We start from the raw sequence: 16515 nt of genomic DNA, 5'->3' as shown, positions 1-16515 counted from the left end.
CCTATTTCAATTCCCCTAAATATACCTCAGTTTGCTTTTCGATCTCGTTGGTCGCAAATTTAATGGCCGAACCTACTTTTGTGGTTTCTGCTTTTACAGGCATTTTATTGATGGTTGCCAGTGCATCAACATACCATTTGCTCCAAACCTCTATAATGTGTTTTTCTTCACTGGCCGCTTTCCCTGCAGCAATTGCTTTTTTGCTGAGCTCGAATTCGGTTTTTAAGCGTATCAGGGCATCTGCTTTAACTTGCGAAACAGTAGCTATAGCCGTGTTTTCATCTGCAGAAATCAATGTATAAGCTGCAGTTAAGGCACTTATGCCAACGTTTTTCATTTCCGTTGGCGAAACTTTATCGATCCGGTCGTTATCTGTATGGTAAAACACATCCGTGAAATGCCACATCAATAGACCTGGTATTTTATGTTGTAAGAACGGGGTATGATCGCTGCCGCCTTCAAAAGGATTATAGTTAACGGTCCAGTTGGCAAATTTTCCCTGCGTTTTGCAGATGTCAAAAATAAAATCGTTAAAATAATGTGGGAAAAGGTCCTTTTCGCCAACATCCCCGGCACCCCATTCGGTATGTTTATCTGTTCCCCTCGTCCAGATGGCAGATGGATCAGGCATCTTTTCGATCAGGAAAGAACCTCCTGTTTTTTTGGTGTCTTCGCCAACCATATCCAGGCTCATGCCCCATAAAATGCCTTTGGCACGTGTAGTATCTTCTATAATGTATCTTCTCGTTGATACTATTTCATCGCCCCACAAAAATGTGAGACTGCGCTTGGGATTGATTTTTTTAGCCTGGTATAATTCGGCAGTTAACCTTGCCATTTCTGCCAGCGTACCTACGCCGCTAGCATTATCATTTGCCCCCGGCTCCTGTACATGGGCACTAAATACGAAACGTTCAGCAGAATTTATGCTGCCCCTCACATTGGCGATAATGGTTAATTCTTCTGAGGGATAAATTTTAGTCTGGATATTTACTTTCAATTTCGTTTCACCCTTTAAACAGGTGGCTTTAAGTTTTTCTTTAGCCGCATAAGATAAGAGCAGCGTCCATACGTCACTGTTGGGTTTCATGCTGCCAAACTGGATTGAGGTTTGATGAATCTCTGGCTGGGTATATTTTGGCATGGAATAGCCTAAAACACCAATGGCACCGGCTTTGGCTGCAATTTGAAGTAAACGCGAGGGATTATTCTCTGAAAACAGGATTTTTCCTTTTAAATCGATTTTCTCTATTTCTGCCGGAATTATTTTTTCGAGGTAAACCACATTGGCCGTAACGCCACCAGCAGGGGTTGAGCCGCAATTGATCGGAATCATGTTGCGGTTGGTTTGGTAAGAAATAAGCGGGTGGGCCTCGCCGACAATGTCAATATTGGCATCAACAGGCTCCCAGGTATTATTTTTCATCGCCCTTTTTTCGATGCGATAAGTTAAAGGGGCTTCGGTTTCATTTTGCTTCTGCGCTACAAAGCCAGCTTTTTTTAGGATATTTTCTACATAATGGATGCTGGCATTGAAACCAGTATTGCCTGGTACACGGAAATATTTTTCTACAAAAGCTGTAGTTTCGTATGCATTTTTTTCCTGAAAACCTGTTCTGGTCAGTTTAAAATATCCATCTGTCGGGTTTTGTGCGTAACATGCCACTCCCGCAAAAAGCAGTAGAAAAAGTATCTTCGTTTTCATGATCAATCAATAAAAGCGAAAGATACTAAGAATATTTAATGTTACTTAGGCGTAACGTTTGCCCGTTTTACGTTTTAATCCTTCATCAACCGATAACGGACCAGAGCCAACCACCCAAAACATAATGAGCAGGAACAGCACCAGCACCGAAAGCCAGAGTTCTGAATTGGGCGTAGAGAAACCCGGGGTAAGGTTAATGAAAAACACAGCGAACAGTAAGATAGGGATTTGGATAACCACTGCAAAGCGGGTAACCAGGCCCAGTGTAATCAAAATGCCGCCAACCAGATGTGCAAAGGCAACAACGTGAATGGCTACACTGATCAGTACACCTGAAAAACCAAATACATTGTTCTGTGTAATCATATTCTGGAGTACGGATGTGTCGCTAATGAAAGAAACACCTTTTCCAAAAATAATCAGGCCAAGGATAATGCGCAGATAATCCAGCCATTTTGAGTGATGAACATCTCCCCAATGTTCAATTTTACGGATTACGTTCATAATGAACCTCCATTTTTATGTGAATGATACTTTAAGTTACGGATTTTATATTGAGTTATCAAATAAAGGTTTGAAAATCAACAGGAACAGTAATTAAATTAACTGCGATGAAGTTATTTAACGGAGATCGTGTAAAATTAACATAAAATTAATTTGTACCATTGTGGTTTTCGGTATAAATTTTGTATTATTGTTTAAATAGATAGGTTTTTTATCATGAGCAAAGAAATACTTGAATTTTCTGTACAGGTAGATGAAAAATTTGACCTAAAATTTAACTGGCTGGATGGTTTCTGGGGTGCAGCATTTAAATTTTTTGGAAGATAGTTTTTAATATCAGAAATATGCTGAATCAGTTGTTATTAGCTGAGTGGAAAAATATTGCCTGATCTTTCTTAATTTAAACCCTCAACCTTCTATCCTCAACCTTTATCCTCTTTTTTCTATATTTGCAAGATAATGAGTAGAAGAAAACCTGGTACGGTAACTATTGTTCCAAATGTACATATAATCGATATTGCTGAAGAAGGAAAAGGTGTTGGCAAGGCCGACGAGTTGGTCATTTTTGTTGATAAAGCCGTTCCAGGCGACGTGGTAGATGTTAGGCTGACCAAAAAGAAAAAGAATTTTGCCGAAGCCATCATCGAGCAATTGCACGAAAAATCAGATCTACGTACCGAGCCTTTTTGTCCTCATTTCGGAACCTGTGGAGGTTGCAAATGGCAGCACATGGGCTATGATTCCCAACTTAAATTTAAACAGAAAAATGTTGAGGCCGCTTTACAGCGCCTCGGAAAAATAGATGTATCAAATGCAGAGCCTATTCTGGGATCTGCCAAGAACCGTTATTACCGCAATAAGCTCGAATTCACATTCTCGAACAAGCGCTGGCTGGAAAAAACCGATGTAGAACGCGATGAAGATTTTGATATGAATGCATTGGGTTTTCACGTACCCTTGCGTTTTGATAAGATTTTAGATATCCAACATTGTTATCTCCAGGATGAACCTTCTAATTCGATCAGAAATGCAGTGCGTAAATATGCATTGGAAAACGGGCTGTCGTTTTACGATCTCCGCAACCACGAAGGGGTTTTACGTAACCTCATTATCCGTACCTCTACCACTGGTGAAGTAATGGTGGCGGTGGTATTTGCTTATCCGGAGCAAGAACAGATTGATGGCCTGATGAATTTTCTTAAGGCCCAATTCCATCAGATTACTTCACTTTTATACATCGTTAACCAAAAGAAAAACGATACGATTTTCGATCAGGAAGTGGTGGTATTTGCAGGTCGCGATCATATTTTCGAAGAAATGGATGGTATCCGTTTCAAAATCGGCGTAAAATCTTTCTATCAGACCAATTCAGAGCAGGCATTAGAACTTTATAAAATTACCCGTGATTTTGCTGGCTTTAAAGGCGATGAGCTGGTATACGATCTTTACACCGGTGCCGGAACCATTGCCAATTTTATTGCAAAAGAAGTTAAACAGGTAGTTGGAGTAGAATATGTACCAACGGCAATCGAAGATGCCAAGTTTAATTCTGAATTGAACGGAATTGATAACACAGTTTTCTATGCAGGCGATATGAAGGATATCCTGACTTCTGAATTTATATTGGCACATGGTAAACCAGATGTAGTGATTACCGATCCGCCACGTGCAGGGATGCACGCCGATGTAGTGCAGCGGTTACTGGAAATGGAATCGGAAAAAATTGTATATGTAAGTTGTAACGCGGCAACACAGGCACGCGATTTAGAACTTTTAAAAGAAAAATACGATGTGGTGCGCATTAAACCGGTAGATATGTTTCCACACACACAGCATGTAGAAAATGTAGTGCTTTTAAGGTTGAAAGCGTAAGATGTAAAATGGAAGATGTATGATGGAATTTTAAAATCGTTTCAACATTTAACTTTCAATAATAAAAAAATGGATAGAGAAGAATTATTACACGCAACACCAGAAGAAGACGGAGAACCGCAGAAGAAACGGGAAAGTCCGTTGGTAAGTTTAGAAAAAGACCTGGAGTTTTACGCAGACGCAATTAAAGAAGTTGCAATAGAAATTATGGTTGAAGGCATTTCGGCTTATCCTATTTTTATTGCGCACCAGCACGAAGTAAATATTGGAGAACTCATTTTAAATAAGGAAGAACTCAATACGGATTGGACTATACAGGCTTCTACTTTAGAAGAATTTGTAGAAAAAGGAATCATCAAAAAAGAAAAGAAAGAACCATTTTTAAAGGTTTACAAAAAGCCCGAAGATTTTATGTGTGTGTTCGTAATTGTTCCAGAAGGTGCAAACTTTATTTACTATCCGTATAAAAAGGGTAGGGGTTAGAAAGAGTAGGGTTCAGGCTTTCCTTGTTATAGCCAATAACGGCCGAAACCTTTGTAATCCCTGAATCTGTAAAATCCTTTTATAAAGACAACGCCGTTTTGCATCCACAAAACGGCGAGCTATTATTAACTAAACTAAACTTTTAATTTACATGGTGAACATCTCCGCTCTTAGAGCTTGATGTTTTTTTAAGTGATGCATTTCCTTTATAGCTCACATCACCACCACCACTTGCAGCTGCTTCCAGGCCTTTATTTACATATATATTTACATCAGAACCGCCAGAAACCTGCACTTTTGCATATTCAGTAATCAATCCATAGGCATCGATATCACTACCGCCGCTTGATTGAATGGTCATATTTTCAGCTTTACCTTTTAAACTCAGATCACTGCCCCCACTCGATTGGATGGACAGATCCTTGCAGATCAACGTTAATTTTAAGTCAGAACCGCCAGAAGAACTAATGGCAAGCTTATCGGTTTTGATCTGGTTTTGGGTAAAAACATCCGATCCGCCAGATGCAGCAAGTGCATTTAATGTTTTGAAATTTACATAAGCTTTAATCTCACGGTTTTTAAAGATACTGCTCCATTTAATGCCATTTTTAAATTTGATGTTCACATTATCACCATTTTGCTCAACAATAATATCTTTTAAGGTTTCTGCATCCGATTTTATACTCACGGCTTCGCTATTGCCTTGTGTGAGGTATAAATCTATTCCGCTGCTTACTCCTATGCTGCTAAAATTTTTTACCGGGAAATTTTTTGTTTCCTGTGCTTTAGCCATGTAGCTGGTTACCACTATAAATAAAAAAACGGATGATTTAATAATGCTTTTCATAATTGTATTTCGTTAAATGATTCTGAAGCTATCATCTCACGAATGTTTGCGGAATGATGTTTCATGATTTTTATGTTTTGGTTACCCATTAGACGCATCTCTGGTAGAAACGTTGCAAACAATCGAAATTATTTTTCAAATAGTTTGAATTTCAGCCTTAAAATCGTTCTTTTTGTATTCAATCCTTTTTATAAAATGGCATCGCAATTACTTATTCTTAACAAGAAACAGATTCAGCAGAAAATAGACCGCATCGCTTATCAGATTTTGGAAGACAACCTGAATGAGAAAGAAATTGTATTGGCCGGTATCTGGGATCGCGGCTATAAATTGGCATTAAGATTAGAAAAGGTACTCAAAAAAATCTCTGGTTTTAAATTAACCTTACTGCGTATCGATCTGCAAAAAGAGAGTAGCAAATTGGTTGCCTCAACCGATCTGGATGAAAGCCATTGGAAAAATAAAGTAATCATCATTGTTGATGATGTATTGAACAGTGGTAAAACCCTGGCTTACGGTTTGGGCGTTTTCTTAAACACCCCGCATAAAAAAATCCGCACGGTGGTATTGGTAGACCGCAGCCATAAAATTTTCCCCATCGCAACTGATTTTGTTGGCCTTGAACTGGCAACCATTTTAAAAGAACATGTAGATGTGGTGATGGATGTGGAAGGTGAAGAAGACCGGGTTTATTTGAGCTAGGGCGGGTGTAAGATGGAAGAGGCAGGATGAGTGATGGCAATGGCAATATCGTCCTCGTTTGTAACGAGGATGTACGAGAACAGCGATTGCATCGCTGATTAAAGCATCGGTTAAAAATTTTATACCACATTACAAATGTGCATCCCACTGATCCTCGTAACAAACGAGGACCATGATTTATCTTTTAAATCAACTCAATTTTTAGCAATCCTTTAAGCCCTGCATAATCTCTGGCGCTGCTATAAATATAATGCTCTGGAATTTCTACAATTGCAGCTTTAACCGGGTTATCATGTATATAATGTAGTTTTTGGTAAGCATCGATTTCTTGTAAATCGATAGGATGATTGTCGTCTTGCCATATTTTATAATTTTCGGCCCGATTAGTCTTTCTGGCTTCAAAATTAAATTTATCCAAAAGCCAATCTCTTCTACTTTCAGGTATTTCTTTAATTGCCGTTGCAAGTTTTTTAGATGTAAATTTTTTAAAATCCCTTAAGAAATCAGATATTTTGTTTGGAGCTTCGCATCTTGCGATGAAATGAATGTGATTTGTCATCAGGACCCAACCATTTACGATTAAACCCTTATTCTCGATACAGTGATTTAATGAATCAACAATTGTGTCTTTGTATTCCGGCCTTGTAAATAAATCAATCCATCCAACAACGGTACAGGTTATAAAGTAAGTTTGATGCTGATCAGTAATGATATATCTGCTTCCTCCCATAATAAAAGTTTTTAATTCTTATTCAATTATAATCCTCCATTATGATGAGGATATTTGGGAGATTTATGTGAATATAAGTAAATATTTAAAGATATCATGATAAATGTATCGTCCTCGTTTGTAACGAGGACGTACGTGAACGGCGATTGTATCGCTGATTAAAGCATCGGTTAAGAATTTTATGCTACATTACAAATGTGGATCCCGCTGATCCTCGTTACAAACGAGGACTTTAAACCGTCTAAAATTTGCATTTCAGCTCAATTTTTTGCAATTTTCCGGAATGTATCATCCCAGAAAAAATAATTTGATTTTCAACTTTTTCTCCTGGTACATTCGATTTATCATCAAAAAAGACTTTGCGGCATTTCATTATGATCAAATGGAGGTTAAATCTGATGCTTCCATATTGGTTTTGGCTAACCATTTCAGCTGGTGGGATGGCTTTTTTCTTTTCTACATCAATAAAAAAGTATTTAAAAAGCAATTTCATGTATTGGTGAATGCTGAAAATTATACCAAAGTGAGCTTTTTGAAATACCTGGGGGCCTTTGCTGCCGAAAATAAGGGAAAAGACGTACTGGCCACCTTAGATTATGCCGGAAAACTACTGGATGATGCTGCAAATCTTGTACTGGTATTTCCACAAGGTAAGTTGTATTCAAATCATATAAAAAGTATCAGTTTTGAAAAAGGGGTGATACAAATGATCAACGCCAGTAAGAAAAAACTTAACATTATCTTTGCAGCCACTTTTATAGATTATTTTGCGAAGAGGAAACCATCAGCTTATACGTATCTGCAACATTGGGAAAATGAAGAATATGTAAGTCTGCAATTGTTAAAAAGTGCCTATAATAAACATTATGATCAATCGGCAGTTAAACAAAATCAGCTAATTGAATGACAATTTTTATTTACGCCGTTTTAATTTTTCTGGTCATCCGGTTTTCGGTTACCGTTTTCAATTTTCTTTCCAATCCTAAACTGCCTAGGGTGGTTAAACATTACCATGATAAAGTTTCCATCTTAATTCCCGCCAGAAATGAAGCCGATAATATACTGAAGCTGCTCATATCCATTAAAGACCAGGATTATGCCAATTATGAAGTTATTGTTTTAGACGATAACAGTACGGATAATACACTTTCTATAGTTGAAAATTTTTGCACGGCTAATCCACAGTTTAAAGTGGTAAATGGAAAGGAGCTTTTGCCAGACTGGCTAGGTAAAAACTATGCCTGCCACCAGCTCAGCGAACTGGCTTCGGGGAAATACCTGTTGTTTATAGATGCAGATGAATCTATAAAAAGGGGATTGATCAATAGCCTCATCAACCGGATGGAAATAGGAAACCTTGCGCTGCTAAGCGTTTTTACCAACCAAACCATAAAATCAATAGGTGAGTGGCTTACCGTACCGTTAATGCATTTTATGCTATTGAATTTATTGCCCCTGCGTTTGGTTAGGCTTTCGAAAAATCCGGCCTTTGCTGCAGCTAGCGGACAATGTATGTTTTTTAACGCCAATCAGTATCAAGAAAACCAATGGCACGCAAAGGTTAAAGGCCGTGTTGTGGAAGATGTAGAAATAATGAAACTGGTAAAACAGGAAAAATTAAATGCAGAAGCACTTTTGGCCAACGGACTGATCTATTGCAGGATGTATAAAAATTTAGCTGAAAGCTTAAACGGTTTTAGTAAAAATTTACTGGCAGGTTTTGGGAATAACATCATAATATTATTACTTTACCAACTTTTGGTCACTTTAGGGCCGATAATTTTAATCTTAAACTTTAACGTAGCTTTACTCATATTGCCGTTAACTTTAATCTTATTAAGTAGAATAATGATCTCTTATTTATCAGGGCAGAATGTAATCATAAATTTGGTCTTACACGCATTTCAGATGTTGTTCTTCTTAATTATTTCAATCATCTCAATAACTAAGTATACTTTTAAAACAGGCACATGGAAGGGCAGAACGATCAAAACGATTTAAAGGTTAAAAGAATTGCGGTTGCAATAATTGTTGTTTTTCATTTGGTTGGCTTGCTCGGCTTTTTAATACCTGCCACACAGCCTTATTTTATCAAGCTTGTTCCTTTTCATCTGCTATTGATGTTCAGTGTCATTGTTTTTACTTATGATGCAGATGTTAAGCGCTTACTGCTATTTGTTTCAGGTGTTTTTCTTTGTGGTTTTTTAGTAGAAGTATTGGGGGTAAGCACCGGTAAAATATTTGGTAGTTATTATTACGGTAATACTTTAGGCTATAAAATTGCTGCGGTTCCTTTACTTATGGGGATAAACTGGGTAATCCTGATCTTCAGCGTGGGGCAGATGATCAGGAGCATGAAAATTAGAAACAGTATCCTGGCATCGTTTATTGGTGCCGTTATTCTCGTTGGTTTCGATTTCTTTTTAGAGCCTGTAGCTATGAAATTTGATTACTGGCACTGGGATTGGCACGAAATCCCTGTTCAAAATTATGTAGCCTGGTTTATTGTTTCGGTAATCTTATTGAAGTTTTATTACGCTTTGGGCTTAAAACAGCAGAAATATATCGGCACAGCGATGTTTGCTTCGCAGTTAATCTTTTTTGTTGTCTTATACATGACAACCGGAACAAATATTTTTGCTTAATTTTGTATCGCAATGGGTTACAACTTACAGGTCAATATCGATAAATCATCAGGCTTCTGCTTTGGCGTAGTATATGCTATAGAAATGGCTGAAGATATTCTGGATAACAAAGGTTATTTATACTGCCTTGGCGATATCGTTCATAATGATGAAGAAGTAGAACGTTTAACCAACCGCGGGTTAAAAATTATTGATCATGAGGTTTTAAAAAACTTAAGGGATGAAAAGGTTTTGATCAGGGCGCATGGCGAGGCACCTTCAACTTATCAGCTTGCTTTAGAAAATAACCTTACCTTGATTGACGCTTCTTGTCCGGTGGTTTTGAAATTGCAGAACAGGATCAAAAACTCTCATGATGATGACGAGCAGGTTCTTATTTTTGGGAAACATGGCCACGCTGAAGTAATCGGTCTCCAAGGACAAACAGATGGAAAGGCCATTGTTTTTCAGGATTTAGCTGAATTAGATAATGTTGAACTTCCTGCTAAATTTACATTGTACAGCCAGACTACTAAAAGCACCGATAAATTCTACCATATTAAAGATGAATTATTAAGCCGTGGGTATGAAGTTAAGGCTAACGATACCATTTGCAGGCAAGTATCTAACCGTTACGAAGAACTCGAAGAGTTTGTACGTCATTACGATAAAATCGTTTTCGTTTCAGGCAAAAAATCATCTAATGGAAAAGTACTTTACGATGTTTGTAAAAAACACAATGACAATTCGTACTTCATTTCTAATGTAGAAGAATTAGATCAGGCCTGGTTTGCCGAAAATGATAAAGTTGGTATCTGCGGGGCCACTTCTACACCAATGTGGTTAATGGAAAAAGTAAAGGCTGCTTTAGAAAAATACTAGATTTCTCTAATTGGGCGTCACCCTGAATTTATTTCAAGGGCTTTATAGCTGAGAAAGATGCTGAACTAAATTCGGCATGACGAATAAAATAAATTCATTGAAAACAATAAATCCATATACCGGAATCGTGGTTGCGTTAACCGTAATGGGCTGTTGGTTTACTTCCCTTTTTTTCTTGTTAAACTGGAATTTTAACTGGGACAATCCCTTGGTTTATCTTATGGTTTTTGTTCAGATGCATTTGTACACGGGTTTGTTCATTACCGCCCACGATGCCATGCACGGTACAGTTTCGCCCAATAAAAAAGCCAATAATTTTATCGGTTATTTATCTGTTTTTCTTTACGCCGGCTTCTTCTATAACCGCTTATATACTAAACACCATCAGCACCATAATCATGTACATACCAAAAAAGATCCTGATTATGCACCACATGGTTTTTGGAGATGGTATTTCGGTTTCATGTTAAATTATGTTACCATTATTCAATTGATCATCATGGCAGCAGCCTATAATGTGTTAAAAATCTGGGTGGATGAAAGAAACCTGTTGCTGTTTTGGGTGCTTCCGTCGTTATTGAGCACTTTTCAATTATTTTATTTTGGCACCTACCGCCCACATAAAGGTGAACACGATAACAAATACTATTCTGACACTTTACAGAAAAACCATTTTGTAGCTTTTATAACCTGTTATTTTTTTGGATATCATTTCGAACACCACCAAAAGCCGGGCATGCCCTGGTGGCAGTTGTATAAAATGAAGGAGTAGTAATGCTGATCACGGTATCAAATGTTGGTATCTGCCAATAAATCGAACATTGTCGCCACTTCTTTACACAGATCTATTTCTATTCAATCATTTTTAAACTTTTGGAGTACGAAATAACACTTTTCTGACCAAAAAATGTTTGGGCATCACTTTTTATCATAGGTAAAAAACAATAAAAAGGCGATATTTGCCGCACAAAACATATTCTTGTATAAATGAGCAAAAAGGGAATTTTACTGGTAAATTTAGGAACACCTGATAGTCCGGCAACAGCCGACGTTAAAAAATACTTAGATCAGTTTTTAATGGACGAAAGGGTAATCGATGTTCCGAAGTTGAACAGGACATTGTTGGTAAAGGGAATCATTGTGCCATTCAGAAGCCCTAAAACTGCCAAATTATACAAAGAAATCTGGAATGAGAATGGCTCGCCATTATTGTATTACAGTAGGTTACAGGCTAAAATGCTACAGGAAAGGTTAGGAGATGATTACCATGTTGAACTGGCCATGCGCTACCAAAGTCCATCTATTGCTTCGGCCCTGGCCAACTTAAAAGCAGGATTGGTAGAGAGCATACAGGTTATTCCATTGTTTCCTCAGTACGCATCAGCGAGTACGGGTTCGGTAATACAGTTGGTGATGGAATTGGTGAGCAAATGGCAAACTGTACCACCAATATCTTTTATCAATTCGTTTCATGATAACGAACTCATGATTAAAGTTTTTGCAGAAAATGCCAGAAAGCACAATGTAGAAAGTTACGATCATGTATTGTTCAGTTTCCATGGTTTGCCGGAGCGTCAACTTTTAAAGTGCGACCATACCGGAAATTATTGTTTAAAGAGTGCCGATTGCTGCCAAACCTTGAATGATACAAATAAGTTCTGTTATTCTGCTCAGGGGCATGATACAGCAAGGTTAATTGCTAAGGAGTTAAACCTGTCAGAAGGCCAGTATACGGTTTGTTTCCAATCGCGTTTAGGTAAAGAGCCATGGGTGCAGCCTTATACCACTGATGTATTAAAGAAATTGGCTGCAGAAGGTAAAAAACGCCTTTTGGTATTCAGTCCCGCTTTTGTGGCCGATTGTTTAGAAACGCTTTACGAAATTACAGTAGAGTACCATGAAGAATTTAAAACGTTAGGCGGCGAGCATGTACAGCTGGTAGAAAGTTTGAACGATAGCCCCGTTTTTATTGAGGCACTTGCCGGAATGATTAAATAGTTTTAGATTTAAAGATGGCTAACTTTATCGTTTTAATGGGAGTATCCGGAAGTGGCAAGACCGTTATTGGAAAAGCCCTGGCACCAAAGCTCAACGCCGAATTTATAGATGGCGACAACCTGCATTCGCAACGCAATGTAGATAAAATGGCTGCCGGAATCCCATTAACGGATGCCGACCGCTTGGATTGGCTTCAGCTGATTGCTAAGGTGGGGCGTGAGCACGCAGCACATGGTACAACCTGTATTATTGCCTGTTCTGCACTGAAAAAATCCTACCGCGACCTGTTGAGAATAGATAATGATTCTATCCGTTTTATTTATTTAAAAGGAAGTTTCGATCTGATTCACGATAGAATCCTGAAACGTTCGCACCAGTACATGCCTGCGAGTTTGTTGCAAAGCCAGTTCGACACGCTGGAAGAACCGCAGTTTGATGAACCGGATGTATTTACGGTTTCTGTTGATCAGGATATTGCTAAAATTGTTGAAGAAATTGCTAAGGCCGATTTGATTTCGTAATCATCGAAATGATCTGATCGGTTGCCCCTTTTTTATCAGCCACATATTTTTTGGCCAATGCTGCTGCATTTTTATTTTCAATAAAACTGTCAAAAGCGTCGATTAATTCTCCTGATGAGCTGATGCTTTTTGCCGCACCAAGGGCAATCAGATCTTTTGCCTCCTGAAATTTATCATATTTAGGTCCAAAAATTACAGGTAATCCAAATGCTGCAGCTTCTAAAGTATTGTGGATACCGGCACCAAAACCTCCACCAATATAAGCTATATTTCCGTACTGATAAAGCGCAGAGAGCATACCGATATTATCAACGATAAGTGTTTGGGGGATGGCATTTGGTGTTTGATCTGCAGAACTCAAAACCGAAAACCGCAAACTACCAGCTGAAAACTGTTTCTCAATACTTTCAATATGGCTTTCGTGAATTTCATGCGGGGCAATAATAAACTTCCAGTTGGGGTATTTTTCTGGCAAGACCGATAATATTTTCTCATCTTCCGGCCAGGTACTCCCGCAAACCAATGTAGGCGAGTTGCCAATAAAACTTTCGATAAGTGGGAGTTGCTTGGAAGATTGCGCATTTTCATAAACACGGTCGAAACGGGTATCACCATTAATGGTTACATGATGAAGACCGATCGATTTTAAAAGATTTAAACTTTCTTCATTTTGCACAAAGAAATAAGTAACCGATTTTAAAATATTGCGGTAGAAACCACCATACCATTTAAAAAATGCCTGACTTTCTCTAAAAATTCCGGAAATTAGGTACAAGGGTATACCCCGATCTTTTAATTCCTTAAAATAGAAATGCCAGAACTCATATTTGGTAAAAATGGCCATTTCTGGATTAATGCTGTTTACAAAACGCCTGGCATTTTTGGCAGTATCAACCGGGAGGTAAAATACATCTGCCAATGGATAATTTTTCCTGATTTCATAGCCCGAAGGAGAAAAAAAAGTAACCACGATTTTTTTTTCTGGATAGCGTGATTTCAGTTTTTCTAAAACCGGGCGGCCCTGTTCAAATTCACCTAAAGAGGCAAAATGAAACCAGATATGTTTTTCGGCAGGATTAATTTTCTGAGCAATGGCAGCGTAGCTATTCTTACGCCCGTTTATAAACAGTTTTGCTTTAGGATTAAATAATGAAAATATCCTGATGAGTAAAGTGTAAGCCTGAATTCCGATGATGTAAAGTAATTTCATATCTTCGTGCCAAGATAAAGCGAATATATTTAAAAAGCTTAAAAATATATGGAACCATCTCGATTTCGCCTAGCATTCAACCGAATAAACAGGCTTCGATGATTGCTCCATAACTGCTAAAAATAAATTAAGAGATGAAAATAGCCGTTATTGGTACCGGATATGTAGGTTTAGTTACCGGAACCTGTTTAGCTGAAACAGGAAATGATGTAATTTGTGTTGATATTAACGAAGCAAAGGTAAAACAGATGCAGGCCGGCGAAGTACCGATCTACGAACCGGGTTTAGATCTTTTGTTTCATAGGAACATAGAACAGGAAAGATTAACCTTCACCACAAACCTTGCTGATGCTGTAAAAGAATCGCAAATTATTTTTATGGCCTTACCAACCCCTCCGGGCGGCGATGGTGCAGCTGATCTTTCTTACATTTTGGGCGCTGCAAAAGATATTTCAAAACTTATTACTGAATATAAAATAATTGTAAATAAATCAACTGTTCCGGTAGGTACGGCCGATAAAGTAAAAGCTGTTTTTGCCGAAAATACTTCGATTGAGGTAGATGTGGTTTCGAATCCCGAATTTTTAAGGGAGGGTGTCGCCGTTGATGACTTTATGAAACCAGACCGTGTTGTTTTGGGTACAAAAAGCGAAAAGGCCAAAAAACTGATGGCCGAGCTGTATGCACCTTATGTACGCCAGGGAAACCCGATCCTTTTTATGGATGAACGTTCTTCTGAACTGACCAAATATGCTGCAAACTCTTTCCTGGCTACAAAAATCACTTTTATGAATGAGGTGGCCAATCTTTGCGAGCTGGTAGGGGCCGATGTTGATGCGGTAAGAAAAGGAATCGGTTCTGACGAACGTATTGGTAAACGTTTTCTTTTCCCGGGTGTGGGTTACGGTGGTTCATGTTTCCCCAAAGATGTGCAGGCACTGGTAAAATCGTCTGATGATTATGCCTATGATTTCCAGATCCTGAAATCTGTCATGGAAGTAAACGAAAGACAGAAAACAATCCTGGTAGATAAAGTGCTTAAATATTATAAAGGCGATATCAAAGGCAGGCATTTTGCGCTTTGGGGCCTGGCTTTTAAACCGGAAACTGACGATATCCGCGAAGCACCGGCTTTATATATTATTGAGGCATTGATTAAAAATGGCGCTACTGTAACCGTATTTGATCCGGAAGCGATGAACAATGTAAAAGGGGTAATCGGGGATCAGGTACATTATGCCAAAAACCAGTACGATGCTTTGGAAAATGCTGACGCCCTGTTAATTGCAACAGAGTGGTCGGTTTTTCGTAACCCTGATTTCGAAAAGATTGATAACATCTTAAAAAGTAAGGTTATTTTTGATGGACGCAATTTGTACGACCTGCAAAAAATGATCGATCTTGGCTATTATTATAACAGTATCGGTAGAAAATTAATAGACTAAAATGGGCAATAAAAGGATATTGATAACCGGTGCCGCCGGATTTTTAGGCTCACATCTTTGTGATCGTTTTATAAAAGAAGGCTATCATGTTATTGGGATGGATAACCTCATTACCGGTGATATGGCAAACATAGAACACCTGTTCAAATTGGAAAATTTTGAATTTTACAACCATGATGTTTCCAAGTTTGTGCATGTTCCCGGTGAGCTTCATTATATTTTACATTTTGCTTCTCCTGCAAGTCCGATCGACTACCTTAAAATCCCTATCCAGACCCTTAAGGTAGGTTCTTTAGGTACACACAACCTGTTAGGCTTAGCCCGCAGTAAAAAGGCCAGGATGCTAATTGCTTCAACTTCTGAAGTATATGGCGATCCGAGTGTAAATCCTCAGCCCGAAGAATACTGGGGCAATGTAAACCCTGTTGGTCCGCGTGGCGTGTACGATGAGGCTAAACGTTTCCAGGAAGCCATTACCATGGCCTATCACACTTTTCATGGGGTAGAAACAAGGATTGTGAGGATTTTTAATACCTACGGACCAAGAATGCGCCTGAATGACGGCCGAGTTTTACCTGCTTTTATCGGACAGGCCTTAAGAGGAGAAGATTTAACTATCTTTGGTGATGGAAGCCAGACCCGTTCGTTCTGTTATGTGGATGACCTGATCGAGGGCATTTACCGTTTGCTGATGAGCGATTATGCCCAGCCGGTAAACATCGGTAATCCGGACGAAATCACCATTAAACAGTTTTGCGAGGAAATTATCAAACTTACCGGCACTACGCAGAAAATTGTATACAAGGAACTACCACAGGATGACCCAAAACAGCGCAGGCCAGATATTACAAAAGCAAGGCAGATATTGGGCTGGGAACCCAAAATTGGCCGTGCTGAAGGATTGAAAATTACATACGAATATTTTAAGTCGTTGCCTCCAGAGGCATTAGAAAAAATAGAACATAAAGATTTTACCACATTTAACCGTTAAA

Annotated in this window: 18 protein-coding genes; 13 read left to right on the top strand and 5 right to left on the bottom strand. The window is 38.5% G+C overall.

All coding sequences use genetic code 11. The features are described 5' to 3' along the window. Position 1: 1 nt before the first annotated feature. Positions 2–1705, bottom strand: a complete 1704-nt coding sequence (locus ACFSR6_RS19525; protein WP_379082017.1) for a M28 family peptidase — start codon at positions 1703–1705, stop codon at positions 2–4. A 45-nt stretch (positions 1706–1750) separates the two neighbouring features. Continuing rightward, positions 1751–2209, bottom strand: a complete 459-nt coding sequence (locus ACFSR6_RS19520; RefSeq protein WP_379082014.1) for a DoxX family protein — start codon at positions 2207–2209, stop codon at positions 1751–1753. 216 nt (positions 2210–2425) lie between these two features. Here ACFSR6_RS19520 and ACFSR6_RS19515 point away from each other — a divergent pair, with 216 nt between their 5' ends. The 3 genes from ACFSR6_RS19515 (at position 2426) to ACFSR6_RS19505 (ending at position 4564) form a co-directional block, all read left to right on the top strand. Beyond that, complete coding sequence (locus ACFSR6_RS19515; protein ID WP_379082012.1) at positions 2426–2536, top strand: phenylalanyl-tRNA synthetase subunit alpha; 111 nt, start codon at positions 2426–2428, stop codon at positions 2534–2536. Between the two features lie 132 nt (positions 2537–2668). Further along, entirely contained in the window at positions 2669–4081 is a 1413-nt protein-coding gene (gene rlmD / locus ACFSR6_RS19510) for a 23S rRNA (uracil(1939)-C(5))-methyltransferase RlmD (protein ID WP_379082010.1), read from the top strand. 69 nt (positions 4082–4150) lie between these two features. Next, complete coding sequence (locus ACFSR6_RS19505) at positions 4151–4564, top strand: hypothetical protein (protein WP_379082008.1); 414 nt, start codon at positions 4151–4153, stop codon at positions 4562–4564. A 142-nt stretch (positions 4565–4706) separates the two neighbouring features. Here ACFSR6_RS19505 and ACFSR6_RS19500 read toward each other — a convergent pair whose 3' ends face one another. Next, positions 4707–5411 (bottom strand): head GIN domain-containing protein, encoded by a 705-nt coding sequence (locus tag ACFSR6_RS19500; protein ID WP_379082005.1) that lies wholly within the window; start codon positions 5409–5411, stop codon positions 4707–4709. A 195-nt stretch (positions 5412–5606) separates the two neighbouring features. Here ACFSR6_RS19500 and ACFSR6_RS19495 point away from each other — a divergent pair, with 195 nt between their 5' ends. After that, positions 5607–6113: a phosphoribosyltransferase family protein gene (locus ACFSR6_RS19495; protein WP_090502125.1), complete on the top strand. Its 507-nt coding sequence runs from the start codon at positions 5607–5609 to the stop codon at positions 6111–6113. 184 nt (positions 6114–6297) lie between these two features. On the opposite strand, the gene ACFSR6_RS19490 is transcribed toward ACFSR6_RS19495, so the two are convergent. Further along, the gene (locus ACFSR6_RS19490) at positions 6298–6843 is read right to left on the bottom strand and encodes an REP-associated tyrosine transposase (RefSeq protein WP_379082002.1); all 546 of its coding nucleotides are present in this window, start codon (positions 6841–6843) and stop codon (positions 6298–6300) included. A 382-nt stretch (positions 6844–7225) separates the two neighbouring features. Between ACFSR6_RS19490 and ACFSR6_RS19485 the strand changes: the two genes are divergently transcribed. From ACFSR6_RS19485 to ACFSR6_RS19455, 7 genes are all read left to right on the top strand, one after another. Further along, positions 7226–7750 (top strand): 1-acyl-sn-glycerol-3-phosphate acyltransferase, encoded by a 525-nt coding sequence (locus ACFSR6_RS19485; RefSeq protein ID WP_379082000.1) that lies wholly within the window; start codon positions 7226–7228, stop codon positions 7748–7750. Then, a complete protein-coding gene (locus ACFSR6_RS19480) occupies positions 7747–8844 on the top strand; it encodes a glycosyltransferase family 2 protein (protein WP_379081997.1) in 1098 nt (365 codons plus the stop codon). The genes ACFSR6_RS19485 and ACFSR6_RS19480 overlap by 4 nt, the downstream gene beginning before the upstream one ends. Then, on the top strand, positions 8814–9488 hold the full coding sequence (locus tag ACFSR6_RS19475; protein WP_379081995.1) for a carotenoid biosynthesis protein: 675 nt from the start codon (positions 8814–8816) through the stop codon (positions 9486–9488). Before ACFSR6_RS19480 ends, ACFSR6_RS19475 begins: the two co-directional genes overlap by 31 nt. Before the next feature lie 12 nt (positions 9489–9500). Then, on the top strand, positions 9501–10349 hold the full coding sequence (locus ACFSR6_RS19470; RefSeq protein ID WP_379081993.1) for a 4-hydroxy-3-methylbut-2-enyl diphosphate reductase: 849 nt from the start codon (positions 9501–9503) through the stop codon (positions 10347–10349). A 97-nt stretch (positions 10350–10446) separates the two neighbouring features. Beyond that, a complete protein-coding gene (locus ACFSR6_RS19465) occupies positions 10447–11121 on the top strand; it encodes a fatty acid desaturase (protein WP_379081991.1) in 675 nt (224 codons plus the stop codon). A 215-nt stretch (positions 11122–11336) separates the two neighbouring features. After that, positions 11337–12347 (top strand): ferrochelatase, encoded by a 1011-nt coding sequence (gene hemH / locus ACFSR6_RS19460; protein WP_379081989.1) that lies wholly within the window; start codon positions 11337–11339, stop codon positions 12345–12347. A 14-nt stretch (positions 12348–12361) separates the two neighbouring features. Further along, a complete protein-coding gene (locus tag ACFSR6_RS19455) occupies positions 12362–12868 on the top strand; it encodes a gluconokinase (RefSeq protein WP_379081987.1) in 507 nt (168 codons plus the stop codon). On the opposite strand, the gene ACFSR6_RS19450 is transcribed toward ACFSR6_RS19455, so the two are convergent. Continuing rightward, positions 12846–14078: a 3-deoxy-D-manno-octulosonic acid transferase gene (locus tag ACFSR6_RS19450; protein ID WP_379081985.1), complete on the bottom strand. Its 1233-nt coding sequence runs from the start codon at positions 14076–14078 to the stop codon at positions 12846–12848. The genes ACFSR6_RS19455 and ACFSR6_RS19450 overlap by 23 nt on opposite strands. A 134-nt stretch (positions 14079–14212) precedes the next feature. Between ACFSR6_RS19450 and ACFSR6_RS19445 the strand changes: the two genes are divergently transcribed. Beyond that, positions 14213–15523: a UDP-glucose dehydrogenase family protein gene (locus tag ACFSR6_RS19445; RefSeq protein WP_379081982.1), complete on the top strand. Its 1311-nt coding sequence runs from the start codon at positions 14213–14215 to the stop codon at positions 15521–15523. Position 15524: 1 nt separating this feature from the next. Next, positions 15525–16514, top strand: coding sequence for a UDP-glucuronic acid decarboxylase family protein (locus ACFSR6_RS19440; protein WP_379081980.1), 990 nt, complete (start codon positions 15525–15527; stop codon positions 16512–16514). Position 16515: the final 1 nt, after the last annotated feature.

Origin of the sequence: Pedobacter vanadiisoli (assembly GCF_042684385.1) — a bacterium.
Classification (GTDB): domain Bacteria; phylum Bacteroidota; class Bacteroidia; order Sphingobacteriales; family Sphingobacteriaceae; genus Pedobacter; species Pedobacter vanadiisoli.
The sequence above is the reverse complement of the archived record's forward strand: the minus strand, read 5'-3'. Positions and strand labels throughout refer to the sequence as shown.